General features: G+C 61.7%; 11 protein-coding genes. 7 read left to right on the top strand and 4 right to left on the bottom strand.

Translation table 11 applies throughout. The features are described 5' to 3' along the window. The first annotated feature begins 132 nt into the window (after positions 1–132). Entirely contained in the window at positions 133–534 is a 402-nt protein-coding gene (locus FHT69_RS19710; RefSeq protein ID WP_047615391.1) for an acyl-CoA thioesterase, read from the top strand. 50 nt (positions 535–584) lie between these two features. On the opposite strand, the gene FHT69_RS19705 is transcribed toward FHT69_RS19710, so the two are convergent. Then, positions 585–1,235, bottom strand: coding sequence for a GntR family transcriptional regulator (locus FHT69_RS19705; protein ID WP_047614433.1), 651 nt, complete (start codon positions 1,233–1,235; stop codon positions 585–587). Positions 1,236–1,410: 175 nt separating this feature from the next. Between FHT69_RS19705 and FHT69_RS19700 the strand changes: the two genes are divergently transcribed. The 3 genes from FHT69_RS19700 (at position 1,411) to FHT69_RS19690 (ending at position 5,855) form a co-directional block, all read left to right on the top strand. Further along, on the top strand, positions 1,411–2,799 hold the full coding sequence (locus FHT69_RS19700; RefSeq protein ID WP_132574129.1) for a malonyl-CoA decarboxylase: 1,389 nt from the start codon (positions 1,411–1,413) through the stop codon (positions 2,797–2,799). Beyond that, on the top strand, positions 2,796–4,310 hold the full coding sequence (locus tag FHT69_RS19695; RefSeq protein WP_047615397.1) for a malonate--CoA ligase: 1,515 nt from the start codon (positions 2,796–2,798) through the stop codon (positions 4,308–4,310). The genes FHT69_RS19700 and FHT69_RS19695 overlap by 4 nt, the downstream gene beginning before the upstream one ends. Before the next feature lie 198 nt (positions 4,311–4,508). Then, positions 4,509–5,855 carry an SLC13 family permease gene (locus FHT69_RS19690; protein ID WP_047613909.1) on the top strand — a complete coding sequence of 449 codons (1,347 nt, stop codon included), beginning with the start codon at positions 4,509–4,511 and terminating at the stop codon, positions 5,853–5,855. 66 nt (positions 5,856–5,921) lie between these two features. Here FHT69_RS19690 and FHT69_RS19685 read toward each other — a convergent pair whose 3' ends face one another. From FHT69_RS19685 to FHT69_RS19675, 3 genes are read right to left on the bottom strand one after another with little or no spacing between them, the layout of a single operon-like run. Next, positions 5,922–7,190 (bottom strand): glycerate kinase, encoded by a 1,269-nt coding sequence (locus tag FHT69_RS19685; protein WP_183905853.1) that lies wholly within the window; start codon positions 7,188–7,190, stop codon positions 5,922–5,924. A gap of 11 nt (positions 7,191–7,201) precedes the next feature. Then, entirely contained in the window at positions 7,202–8,275 is a 1,074-nt protein-coding gene (locus FHT69_RS19680) for a tartrate dehydrogenase (RefSeq protein ID WP_047613913.1), read from the bottom strand. Between the two features lie 28 nt (positions 8,276–8,303). After that, entirely contained in the window at positions 8,304–9,602 is a 1,299-nt protein-coding gene (locus tag FHT69_RS19675; protein WP_183905852.1) for an MFS transporter, read from the bottom strand. 139 nt (positions 9,603–9,741) lie between these two features. Between FHT69_RS19675 and FHT69_RS19670 the strand changes: the two genes are divergently transcribed. The 3 genes from FHT69_RS19670 (at position 9,742) to FHT69_RS19660 (ending at position 13,107) form a co-directional block, all read left to right on the top strand. Then, positions 9,742–10,656, top strand: coding sequence for a LysR family transcriptional regulator (locus FHT69_RS19670; protein ID WP_183905851.1), 915 nt, complete (start codon positions 9,742–9,744; stop codon positions 10,654–10,656). A 245-nt stretch (positions 10,657–10,901) separates the two neighbouring features. Beyond that, a complete protein-coding gene (gene metG, locus FHT69_RS19665) occupies positions 10,902–12,446 on the top strand; it encodes a methionine--tRNA ligase (protein WP_183905850.1) in 1,545 nt (514 codons plus the stop codon). Between the two features lie 295 nt (positions 12,447–12,741). Next, positions 12,742–13,107 (top strand): hypothetical protein, encoded by a 366-nt coding sequence (locus FHT69_RS19660; protein WP_097595263.1) that lies wholly within the window; start codon positions 12,742–12,744, stop codon positions 13,105–13,107. Positions 13,108–13,667 lie beyond the last annotated feature (560 nt).

Here is a 13,667-nt window from a genome sequence, read left to right as displayed (position 1 = left end):
GCATTGCGCCGGTTACCTCGGAGGCGCTGTAACACTTTGAACTGTTGTATAATTTCATCCCTAAACCGGTTTCAGTTTAAGGAATTATGCAGTACTGTCATCAATGGGGAACTTTGTAAGGCAGTTGCGTTGATGAGTCAGTCGAAACGTCCTGATGTGACGGACATACGCGTGCCGTTTCGCGATGTCGATATGAACGGCCGAATGTTTCTGGCCTCCTATATTTCCTATGCCGAATCCGTACTTGCAAGCTTCTGGTCGTCGCGGCCCGATGTCGATGACGAACCGGTCTATAGCCCCAGCAAAGTTTCCTGCATGCTCCACCGCCCACTGCACTACGACGAGCCGGTCACCTTCACCACCACCGTCGACAAGATCGGCATGCATTCCATCGGCTTCCTCGTTTCGATCGACACCGGGGAGGAGCGTGCCGCCGAGGTCGAGATCATCTGGCAGGCCCGCACCCGCGAGGACCAGTCGCCGGCCTCGCTGCCGGAGGAAACGCGCGACTGGCTGTATCGGTTTCTGGATTAGGGTGCCGTGCGGACGGCGGGATACGCTTCCGTTTTCAAGCTGGAGTCCAATCACCTGGCCGCCATGCTTGCGACCAGATCGCTGAACCTCTCTCCCTGAATGCCGACATGCGTCCGCAGCAGGCGGCGGGCTTCGTCGCCGTCTCCGGCAAAGATCGCCTCGACGATGGCGCAATGTTCGGAGAAGGAGGTCGACAGGCGGTTGCGCACGCGCAGCTGGAGGCGGCGGTAGGGCCGCAGGCGGCGGTGCAATTGCAGGCATTGCTCCTCGAGGAACTCGCTGCGGCCGGCTGCGTAGATGGCCTTATGGAATTCCTCATTGTCGTAATAATAGGCGTCGCTGTCACCGGCCGCGGCCGATTGTTCGCAGCGGCTGTGGGTGGCGGTGATCGCTTCCCGGGAGGCCTTGTCCAGCCGTCGGGCGGCGAGCGACCCGGCCAGGCCCTCCAGCTCGGCCATCACCTCGAACATTTCATAGACGCGGTGCGGCCCCGGATCGATGACAATCGCGCCTCTGCGCGGCCGGATTTCGATGAGGCCGATCGCATCGAGCTGCATCAGCGCCTCGCGCACCGGTGTGCGGGAAACCCCGAAACGCGTCGCAAGCACCATTTCGTCGAGCCGCTCACCGGGGGAGAACTCGTTGGAAAGAATTGAATTTTCAATTTCATCCCGAAGCCATCGGCCGACATTTTCGGACATACGTTTCACTTCCATCATACATAAACACGATTCTTGTATACACGATTGTTGACCTCGTGTACGAAGAGTGGCATTCTACATACTACCGGTGAAACCCGACGATGGGAAGCAGCCGTCAAAACGATCCGTGCACCCGCGGCCGGCAGAAGAAACCAGCGGAAGAGAGGAGAATGGCATGTCTGAGGCTTCCTTCTTCACCGACATGCTGCAGAGCATCACCGATCGCGGACGCCAGCTTCTGTTTTCCGGCGCGCGCGCCACGCAGGCCGCAGCCAAGGCCGATCTCCAGACGCTCTGTGAAATGCTGCTGTCGAGCCGGGGCGAAGCCTCGGGCATGGCGCTAGCCGCCGAGATTCTCGATCGCTGGGAGGCGCTCGACAGTGAGGGCGCGCAGGCATTTCTCGATATGCTGCATGAAAAGTTCGGGCCCGACACGGTGAGGCTCGACCAGGCGATTGAAAACTACCGCACCGACAAAAGCTCTGCCGCAATCATTGCCCTCCACCAGGCAGCCGAGCCGCGTCGACAGGAGCTTCTGCGCCGATTGAACCATGCCCCGAACGGCACGGCCAAGCTCGTCCGGATGCGCCAGCAGCTGCTTGCGTCCAAAGACCAATCCGAAGGTTATCACGCGCTTGACGCCGACTTCACCCATCTGTTCGGCTCCTGGTTCAATCGCGGTTTCCTGACGCTGCGTCCGATCGACTGGACGACGCCGGCTTACATCCTTGAAAAGATCATCAAATACGAGGCCGTGCACGAGATCGCCGGCTGGGAGGAACTGCGCCGCCGTCTGGCGCCGGCCGACCGTCGATGCTTTGCCTTCTTCCACCCCCGGCTGGCCGACGAGCCGCTGGTGTTCGTCGAGGTGGCGCTGACACGATCGGTGCCGAGCGCGATCGGCGATGTGCTCGTCGAGGGCAGGGAGCAGATCAATGCCGACGAGGCGACGACGGCCGTCTTCTATTCGATCTCCAACTGCCAGGACGGCTTGCGCGGCATCTCGTTCGGCAACTTCCTGATCAAGCAGGTCGTCGAAGACCTGCGCAGAGATCTGCCCGGCCTGAAGAATTTCGTAACGCTGTCGCCGGTGCCGGGTTTTGCCCGTTGGCTCGCCAAGGCGCGCCCGGAAACGCTGACGGCGCTCGACGACCCGAAATGGCCCGACAACGAGAAGACGGCGGCCGAAGTGGAGCGCGTGCTGCTGCCGCTTGCGGCGCGCTATTTCCTGACCGAACGGACGCCGGAGGGCCGCCCCGTCGATCCCGTCGCCCGCTTCCATCTCGGCAACGGCGCTCGACTGGAAAGACTGAATTTTCTCGGAGACCGCTCGGCCAAGGCGATGCAGCAGGCCCACGGCCTGATGGTCAACTATCTCTACAAGCTCGACGACATCGTGGCCAACCACGAGGCCTTAGCGCAGCGCGGCGAGGTGATTGCCTCGCCGGCCGTCAAAAGCCTGCTCAGCCAGACCGACGAAAGCCGCCGCAGCGGCAATGGCCAGCAAGGCTCCCGGCCATTCGCACAGATAATGAACACCACGCTTGGAGGAGGGCGAAAGTGAGCAACCATCTTTTCGACGCCATGCGGGCGGCTGCGCCCGGTGACGCACCGTTCATCCGGATCGATGACACCCGTACATGGACCTATGACGACGCCTTCGCTCTTTCCGGCCGGCTTGCCGGCGCGATGGACACGCTCGGCATTCGCCCGGGCGACCGGGTGGCGGTGCAAGTCGAAAAAAGCGCCGAGGCATTGATCCTCTATCTCGCCTGCCTTCGAACCGGCGCGGTCTACCTGCCGCTCAACACCGCCTATACGCTGGCCGAGCTCGATTACTTCATTGGCGATGCGGAGCCGCGTCTGGTGGTCGTGGCGCCGGCTGCCCGGGAAGGCGTGGCGGCGATCGCCAAGTCCCACGGCGCGATCGTCGAAACGCTCGATGCCGATGGCCGCGGCTCGTTGCTGGATCTCGCCCGCGATGAGCCGGCCGACGTTGTCGATGCCTCGCGCACTGCTGACGATCTGGCGGCGATCCTCTACACTTCGGGAACGACGGGCCGTTCCAAGGGGGCGATGCTCACCCATGGCAACCTGCTCTCGAACGCCCTGACCTTGCGGGACTATTGGCGCGTCACATCAGACGACCGGCTGATCCACGCCTTGCCGATCTTCCACACCCATGGGCTGTTCGTCGCCACGAACGTTACGCTGCTCGCCGGCGCCTCGATGTTCCTGCTGTCGAAATTCGACGCCGACGAGGTCGTTTCGCTAATGCCTGAGGCAACGATGCTGATGGGCGTGCCGACCTTTTACGTGCGCCTCCTGCAGAGCCCGCGCCTCGACAAGCAAGCGGTCGCCAACATCCGCCTGTTCATCTCCGGTTCGGCGCCACTGCTTGCCGAAACCCATACCGAGTTCCTTGCCCGCACCGGTCACGCCATTCTCGAGCGCTACGGCATGACCGAAACCAACATGAACACGTCGAACCCCTATGAGGGGAAACGCATTGCCGGAACGGTCGGCTTCCCGCTGCCTGACGTGACGGTGCGCGTCACCGATCCCGCCACTGGGCTCGAGCTGCCGCCTGATGAAACCGGCATGATCGAGATCAAGGGGCCGAACGTCTTCAAGGGCTATTGGCGTATGCCGGAAAAGACCGCGGCCGAATTCACCGCCGACGGTTTCTTCATCAGCGGCGATCTCGGCAAGATCGACCGGGACGGCTATATCCACATCGTCGGCCGCGGCAAGGACCTGGTGATTTCGGGCGGATACAACATCTACCCGAAGGAGGTCGAGGGCGAGATCGACCAGATCGAGGGTGTGGTCGAGAGCGCTGTCATCGGCGTGCCGCATCCCGATTTCGGAGAAGGTGTCACTGCCGTCGTCGTGCGCAAACCCGGCGCCGTGCTCGACGAAAAGACCATCGTCAGCGCCCTTCAGGACCGTCTCGCCCGCTACAAACAACCCAAGCGCATCATCTTCGCCGACGACCTGCCGCGCAACACGATGGGCAAGGTTCAGAAGAACATCCTGCGGCAGCAATACGCCGATCTTTATACAAGGACCTAGAGCAATTCCAGGAAAAGTGTGAAGCGGTTTTCCGCCGGGAATTGCGTAAAAACAAAGACTTAGAGCGGTTCTGCGTTTCCATGAAAAGCTGAACCGCTCTAAGGCGGTCGCGCCCTCTGGGAGGAGGGTGCGCCGGCATCCCGCATCGATCTTGAACACAACAGCTACGGCGCTGGAGGCGTCGGAGGGAGGGGAATCATGGGTATTGAATTACTGGCCATAGGCCTGCTGGTCGCCATGTTCATCATTGCGACGATCCAGCCGATCAACATGGGTGCGCTCGCCTTTGCCGGCGCCTTCGTGCTCGGCTCGATGATCCTCGGCATGAAGACCAACGATATATTTGCCGGTTTTCCGAGTGATCTGTTCCTGACGCTCGTCGCCGTCACCTACCTCTTTGCGATCGCGCAGATCAACGGCACGATCGACTGGCTCGTCGAATGTGCCGTGCGCCTGGTGCGCGGGCGGATCGGCTTGATCCCCTGGGTGATGTTCCTGGTCGCCGCCGTCATTACCGGCTTCGGGGCTCTTGGGCCGGCCGCGGTCGCCATTCTCGCGCCCGTCGCCTTGAGCTTTGCCGTGCAGTACCGCATTCACCCGGTCATGATGGGCCTGATGGTGATCCATGGCGCGCAGGCGGGCGGCTTTTCGCCGATCAGCATCTATGGCGGTATCACCAACCAGATCGTCGCCAAGGCCGGCCTGCCTTTTGCGCCGACCTCGCTGTTTCTCTCCAGCTTCTTCTTCAACCTGGCGATCGCGGTGCTGGTCTTCTTCATTTTCGGCGGCGCAAAGGTGATGAGGCAGGACGCCGCATCGCTTGGCCCCTTGCCCGAACTCCATCCCGAGGGCGTGTCGGCGTCGATCAGAGGTCACGGCGGCACGCCGGCAAAACCGATCAGGGAACATGCCTATGGGACGGCGGCCGATACCGCGACGACGCTGCGCCTGAACAATGAGAGAATTACCACCTTGATCGGCCTGACGGCGCTCGGCATCGGCGCCCTGGTCTTCAAGTTCAACGTCGGCCTCGTCGCCATGACCGTGGCGGTCGCCCTGGCGCTGTTGTCGCCGAAGACCCAGAAGGCGGCAATCGACAAGGTCAGTTGGTCGACCGTGCTGCTGATTGCCGGCATCATCACCTATGTCGGCGTCATGGAGAAGGCCGGAACGGTCGATTACGTGGCGAACGGCATATCCAGTCTCGGCATGCCGCTGCTGGTGGCGCTGCTGCTGTGCTTTACCGGCGCCATCGTCTCGGCCTTCGCCTCCTCGACCGCGCTGCTCGGCGCGATCATCCCGCTCGCCGTTCCCTTCCTCCTGCAAGGGCATGTCAGCGCCATCGGCGTGGTCGCGGCGATCGCCATCTCGACGACGATCGTCGATACCAGCCCATTCTCCACCAACGGCGCCCTAGTCGTGGCCAATGCGCCGGATGACAGGCGCGAGCAGGTGCTGCGGCAGCTGCTGATCTACAGCGCGCTGATCGCCATCATCGGCCCGATCGTCGCCTGGCTGGTGTTCGTCGTGCCCGGGCTGGTGTGACGGCGCATGTCGGCAGACGCGCTTGCCGGCCTGACGGTCGCCCACTCCTCAGGCTTGATCACCGTGTCAGACGATGAGTATGGCGCGGATATCGTTGACATTGGTCAGGGTCGGCCCGGTTTTGACGAGATCGCCGATCTCGTCAAAGAATGAATAGCTGTCGTGCGAAGCGAGATGAGCCCGGGCATCGAGTCCCTTCTTGAGGCCGCGCTCCAACGTGTCGGGAGTGACGACTGCACCCGCCGCATCTTCGGTGCCGTCGATGCCGTCGGTATCGCCGGCAATCGCCCATATTCCGGCATGTCCCTTGAGGGCCACCGCAAGCCCGAGGAGGAATTCGGTGTTGCGGCCACCGCGGCCCGCGGCTTCGCGGCCGATCGACACCGTTCCTTCGCCGCCCGACAAAAGAACGGCAGGTCCGCGAACGGGAAGCCCCTTGATCTTTGCGGATAGGGCGATGCCCGCCATGACCGTGCCGAGCTCGCGCGCCTCTCCCTCGATGGCATCGCCGAGGACAAGTGGTTGCAGGCCTGCGCTGGCGGCCGCTTTTGCCGCGCTCTCCAGGGCCAGCGAGGGGGCGGCGATGATGCGGACATCGCTCTCGAGATCGGCGGGCTTCGGCGTCTCGTCACCGCTGTCGAGGACGGCGCGTGCCGTATCGGGCAGGACGATCCTGTAGCGGGATAGGATGCCGCGAACCTCGTCGATCGTGCTTTGATCGGCGATCGTCGGGCCGGAGGCGATGGATGCGGGATCATCGCCCGGCACATCGGAGATAACAAGGGTAACGACTTTCGCGGGCCGGGCGGCCAGGCCGAGACGGCCTCCCTTGATCCGCGAGAGGTGTTTGCGAACGGCGTTCATCTCGGAGATCGTCGCGCCGCTCGCCAGAAGCGCACGATTGACGCTCTGCTTGTCCGCTAAAGTCATGCCGCCCGCCGGAGCGACCAGAAGCGCCGACCCGCCGCCCGAGATGAGAGCAATCACCAGATCGTCCGGTGTCAATCCGCGAACGGCCTGCAAAAGATCGGCAGCCGCCGTTTGGCTCATCGCATCCGGAACGGGGTGCGATGCCTCGATGATGCGGATACGACCGGCAGGCACCGCGTGACCATAGCGTGTGACGACGACGCCGGAGACATCAACATCCGGCCAGGCGCTGTCGAGAGCGGCGGCCATGGCCGCCGACGCTTTTCCGGCGCCGACGACGATGCATCGGCCTCTCGGCTTGTCCGGGAGGTTCTTAAGAATCGCCCGCTGCGGATTGGCGCTTTCGACCGCTGCGTCAAAGATCTGATGCAGCACTGCCCGTGCTTTCTGATCGGTCCAGACCATCGGTGGATCGTTCAGACGTTCGATGCGTGGATTGCATCGACGACCGCGTCGGTGACTTCCTTGGTGTTGGCCGTTCCGCCGACGTCTGGCGTCAATATGCCTGCCCCCGTCACCCGTTCGACGGCCCGCATCAGGCGTGCGGATGCATCTGTTTCACCGAGATGGTCGAGCATCTGCGCCGCTGTCCAGAAGGTCGCCACCGGGTTTGCGATGCCCTTGCCGGTGATGTCGAAAGCAGAACCATGGATCGGCTCGAACATCGACGGGAAGCGGCGTTCCGGATCGATGTTGGCGGTCGGCGCGACGCCGAGGCTGCCCGCGAGCGCGCCGGCAAGGTCCGAGAGGATATCGGCATGGAGATTGGTGGCGACGATGGTGTCGAGGCTCCTGGGATTGAGGGTCATGCGGACGGTCATGGCGTCGACGAGCATCTTGTCCCAGGTGACATCGGGGAATTCCGTGGCCACTTCGGCCGCGATTTCATCCCACATCACCATGCCGTGCCGCTGGGCATTGGATTTGGTGACGACGGTCAGGAACTTGCGCGGCCGGGACTGGGCGAGCTTGAAGGCATAGCGCATGATGCGGGTGACGCCGACGCGGGTGAAGATGGCGACCTCAGTGCCGACCTCTTCCGGCAGCCCCCTATGGGCACGGCCGCCATGGCCGGAATATTCGCCTTCGGAGTTTTCGCGGACGATAACCCAGTCCAGATCGCCCGGGCCGCAGTTGCGCAGTGGCGGCGTGATCCCGGGCAAAATCTTCGTCGGGCGAACATTCGCATACTGGTCGAAGCCCTGGCAGATCGGCAGCCGCAAACCCCAGAGCGTGATGTGGTCGGGAACATCCGGCGCGCCGACGGCGCCGAAATAGATGGCGTCGAACTTCTTCAGCTGCTTCAAGCCATCGGCCGGCATCATGACGCCGTGTTTTTTGTAATAGTCGGATCCCCAGTCGAAATTTTCGACGTTGAACTTGATCCCGCCTTCGCGCTTCTCGATGGCAGCCAGGACGCGTGTGCCGGCCGCGATGACTTCAGGACCGATGCCGTCGGCGGGGATGGTGGCGATTGCATATTCACGCATGGCTATTCTCCGATCGTGTCAGGGGTGATCAGTGTTGACTGGCGGCGCGGGTATCAGCCGCCTTGGGGCCGGACCGCGCCAGGACGAGTGTGAGGATTGCCGAGATCACCAGGAGCCCGGCGACGAAATAGAGGCCACCGGCGAAACTCCCGGTCGTGTCCTTGATCCACCCGATCATCGACGGACCGACGAAGCCGCCGAGATTGCCGATGGAGTTGATGGTGGCGATGCCGGCCGCCGCAGCCGGGCCGGACAGGAACAGGGTCGGCATGCTCCAGAGCGGCGGCTTCGAGCAGCTGATGCCGATGTTGACGAGGGTGAGAGCGATCAGGACCATGTATACGCTGGTCGCACCCGTTGCGAAGGCCAGCCCTGCGGCCGCCAGCAGGCAGGCGCCGACCACGTGCCATGTCCGTTCGCCCGTCCTGTCGGAATGACGCGCCCAAAGAACCATGGCGACCACGGCGAAAATGCCGGGAACAGCATTGATGAAGCCGACCTCGAACGCCGACAGGCCGAACTGTTTGATGATCTGCGGAGCCCAGATGCCCAAGGTGTAAAGCCCGGCAGAGGTGCCGAAATAAACCAGGGCGAGGGCAAAGACGCGGATGTCGGCCAGTCCCGCCAGGATGCTGTGGCTGGCCAGGCTTTTGCCCGCCTGTTCGGCATTCATTGTTTTGACGAGCCAGCTGCGCTCTTCATCCGTCAGCCATTTCGCCTTTTCCGGGCGATCGGTGAGATAGAAGAGGACGATGACACCCAGGATGATGGCTGGGGCTGCTTCGATCAGGAACATCCACTGCCAGCCGGCAAGGCCGAGAAGACCGTGCATTTCCATCAGCGCACCGGAGACCGGCGACCCCAGGACCGTGGAGAGCGGTGCTGCGGCCATGAAGATCGCGGTCACCGCGGCGCGGCGGCGGGCCGGGAACCAGAAGCTGAGATAGAGGATGATACCGGGGAAAAAGCCCGCTTCGGCGACGCCGAGAAGAAAGCGCAGGATGTAGAAGCTGGTGGTCTCCTGCACGAACGCCATGAGGCCGGAGACGATCCCCCAGCTGATCATCACCCGAGCGATCCAGATGCGGGCGCCGACCTTGTTGAGAATGAGGTTCGAGGGAACTTCGAAAAGGAAATAACCGACGAAGAAGATGCCCGCGCCGATGCCGAAGACGGTGGACGAGAAGCCGAGGTCCTCATTCATCGTCAGGGCGGCAAAGCCGATATTCACGCGGTCGAGGAACGCGATGAAATACAGCAGCATGATGAACGGTACGATGCGGAATGTGATTTTGCGCAAGACACGCGTTTCCAAGTCGTGAGTCACGACGGTCTCCTCCCGGAATGGATGATAACAGAGCGCACCTCCTGCGCTTGTGAACATCTATGACCACCGCCGGCTTGATCCTCAAGCGACACAAGAATATATAAAAATTTGATATAATCGAATTCCGGAGCAGACGTTCGTGGACCTGAACCAGCTTCGATGTTTCGTGTCGGTGGCCGATGAGCTTCATTTCGGGCGGGCCGCCCAAAAGCTCGGCCTCCTGCCGGCGTCGCTGTCGCGGCACATACGCCTGCTTGAGGAATCCCTCGGGACGCGGCTGATGGCGCGAACGACGCGCAGCGTGTCGCTGACGGAAGACGGCCTCGTCCTCCTGGAAGGCGCGCGGGAGATCCTGGCCAAGACCGAAGCTCTTCAGCAACGGTTCCACACGTCCCGCCAGGCAAGAGCGGATGTGCTGCGGATCGGGGCGATCGACAGCGCGGCAGCAGGGCTCGTTCCGATGTTGCTGCACGATTTCCGGCAGCAGTGCCCCGACGTCTCGACGCAGTTGTTGGAAGACAAGACAATCAGGCTGATCCCCAAACTCTTGTCGGGCTCATTGGATTTGGCATTCATCCGCGCCCCCGATATCGTCGACCCCAAGCTGAAGACGATGTTTCTTTTCCATGAGACCGCGGTCGTCGCCATGTCCGAGAACCATCGGCTGGCGTCGAGAGCCAGCGTGAGAATCGAAGACCTCGCCGACGAACCGTTGATCGTCCCGGAGCGTCGGTCGCGCCCTCATAGCCACGACCTGACGATGAAGCTGTTCATCGAGGCGGGACTGCAGGCACGGGTGGCCCAGCTTGCGGAAGAAAAGCAGACGATCGTCAACCTCGTGGCCGCGCAGATCGGGCTGGCGATCGTACCCCAATGGACATCCCGGCTCGCCGTCAGCGGCGTCCGTTACATCGCTCTGGACATGGAAGGCAGGGCTGCCATGAACAAGCTTCCCCTCTCGGTCGCGTGGTTGAAGGGCGTCCGCGATCCCGGACGAGACCGCATTCTGACCATGCTTCAAGACAAGCTGGCCCATTATGCCGAGCTTGCCTGACACTCGAGATTGCCGCTGCGTCACAATGACGGCGGGCACCACCGCGCACGCTTGTTCGAAACGGCTCTCGATGATAAGAAAATCGCATGGACAACACCCTGATCAGCACTTTCGTGATGATGATGCTGCGCTCATAGCGTGGCGGGTTTCGTGCGTCCATAATGCACCAGTGACCGCCCTCGAGGCGGTCTTTTCATGGGTCGATCCGTCTCGCGGGGCAAACAGCCTTTCGAAAGGAAACGCCGATGAACAAGATCTACATCACCACCTCGATCCCCTATGTGAACGCCGCGCCGCATGTCGGCTTCGCCCTCGAACTCGTCCAGGCCGATGCCTATGCCCGCCATTTCCGGCTTCTCGGCCACGACATCAGGTTCCAGTGCGGGACCGACGACAACAGCCTGAAGAACGTCCGGTCGGCGGAAGCCGCGGGGCTGCCGGTGAAGGACTTCGTCAATGCCAATGCCGACAGGTTCGAGCGCCTTGGCGGACTGCTCGATATCTCCAACGAGGAATTCGTCCGCACCTCCCGCGATCCCAGGCATACCGCCTGCGTTCACGCCCTGTGGAGGGCATGCGCTTGTAATGGCGACCTCTATCGCAAGGCATATGAAGGCCTCTATTGCGTCGGTTGCGAGCAATTTTACGAGCCGTCCGAACTCGATGACGGGCGCTGCCCGGAACATGGCATTGCCCTTGAGGCCATCCGTGAGGAGAACTGGTTCTTCCGTCTCTCCCGATATGGCGACCGGCTGCTTGAACTCGTCGAGACCGGCACGCTTCGGATCGTTCCAGCCCATCGGCGCAACGAGGTCCTTGCCCTGCTGCGGCGGGGCCTGAGCGATATCAGCGTGTCGCGCAGCGCCGAGCGGGCGCGCGGTTGGGGCGTTCCCGTCCCCGATGGGGATGAGGTCGTCTACGTCTGGTTCGATGCCCTGGCGAACTATCTCACAGGTCTCAGCCACGGGTCCGATCCAACCCTGCTGCAGCACTATTGGAACGGCGGCCAGCGCATCCACGTCGTCGGCAAGGGTATCTCCAAATTCCACGCCATCTACTGGCCGGCTATCCTGCTTTCCGCCGGTCTGCCGCCGCCATCGTCGATCCTGGTGCACGGCTACGTCACGGTGGACGGCCGGAAGATCGGCAAGTCGGCCGGCAACGGGATCGATCCGGAAGGCATCATCCAATCCTACGAAACGCCGGATGCGCTGCGATATTTCCTGCTCCGGCACATTCGATCGGCAGACGACGGCGACTTCTCGGGCGAGCGTCTTGAAGCCGCCTGGTCGGGAGAGTTGGCAGGGCAACTCGGCAATCTCGCCAACCGGGTGCTTGCGCTGCTGTCCGCCTCGTTCAACGGCATCGTGCCGCCCGTGCCGGACAATGACTTCGTCGAGGCGGCGGCCCGCCTTCCGGCGAAGGTGGCCCGGGCCTTCGATGCCTACGAACTCCATGTCGGCCTCGCGGATATTTTCGAATTTGTCGGCGAGGCGAACAGGCGGTTCACACAACGCGCACCATGGGCGGATGCCAAAACGCTGCTTGACGATCTCGCGCCGGAGGACCGGAAGGCGACCGCCGCGCGTCTCGGCGCTTGCCTGGCCGAACAGGTCCACGGCCTTGCGATCGTGGCCCGCTGCCTCCTGCCGTTCTTGCCAAGCTCGGCCGCAAAGCTGCATTCCAGGCTGAGGATACCGGCTCCGCGCCTCTACCGGGACCCTTTGATCGTGGCTGGGATCAAAGCCGCTCCGCAGGCCGTGCTCTTTCCCCGCAGAGCGACGGCTTGAAGGGGAACCAGTCTAGGGATTCTCTGCGCTGCAATTTAGGCAGCGCGGAGTTCGAGCCTGCTAGGAGGAGGCAACGCGGAAAACGCATGACCGGAGATTCCGGTGGTTTTCGCTCGGGTCTTTCCGGCTCGGACACTTGTTCTTGATGACCGATGATACGCTTGCTATGATTCACTTCTGGGGGCCCCTCCAAACCTGCTGCCGGGTTGAAGGGCAGATTTTCCATTGAAGGCGACCGTGTCCATAAAGGTCGAAGTGTAATCGGCAGACTTCGACCAAGACAACGGATCGTCTGATGTTACACGCCACAATTAAGTTTGCTCCCTCCAATATAGCTGCACTGAAAAAGGCACTGAGAAAACAGTACGCGAATGTCAGATCATCGCATGCCGATGAAGCACTGGCTGCCTCGTTTGGGTTCAGATCATACGCAGCAATGCTCAGCGTTTTACATCAAGTCAGTGGCTCGGCTCGGTTGATGATTCAATTGGACGCTGCTCTGCTCCTGGTTCGCCTTGAGCAACTGGGATATAACGGGATCCCTCTACAAGCCTTGCGGCGGCTGACTTGGGAAGTGCCATACCCTGACCGCTGGCAAGACGACGAATTGCAACAGTCTCTCAAGGGCCGCTTCGCACCAATTGCAGCGAATTCGGAATGAAGAGCAGATTCCTTCCGCGTCGCGTCCCCATGCCTGGCGTGGAGACCCATTGCTGAGGTCTGCCATGCGCCGCCGTAAGAGGCGTAGCACGACTATGACGCGGGCGGCCGAACGAGAGCCCATCACGCCCGCCCTTGATGCAGCCGGCGACTTCCTCTGCTCACGGAGCAAATAGCTCTCTTTTTTGACGTGATCCTGAATGTCATGAAAGTTTCATATTCAGGCTATTTCCAGGAGTGGGAAAGTAATCTACTATTTTAGTCAGGAAACGAGATTTCCTGAAACAACGAAAGGATACTGATTGGAGACATTTCTTGTGGCTACCGGAATCGTTGGAGGCTTCGCACTGATCTTTGCGCTGATCGCAAGGGCAGAAAGAACCACCCAGACCACCGCAAACACCAAGCGCAGGTGGGGCAATTCGGAAGGCTCCGGCGATGGAGGGGGAGGCTGGTTCGACGCCTCAGGCGACGGCGGCTGTGATGGCGGGGGAGATGGTGGAGGAGGAGACTAAATCAAACTGAAATCGATAGAATGCCCGACCGCCTCAAGGCGGTTTT

The organism is Rhizobium sp. BK008 (assembly GCF_014197345.1).
Lineage (GTDB): Bacteria > Pseudomonadota > Alphaproteobacteria > Rhizobiales > Rhizobiaceae > Rhizobium > Rhizobium anhuiense.
This window is presented reverse-complemented; position numbering and strand designations above follow the sequence as displayed.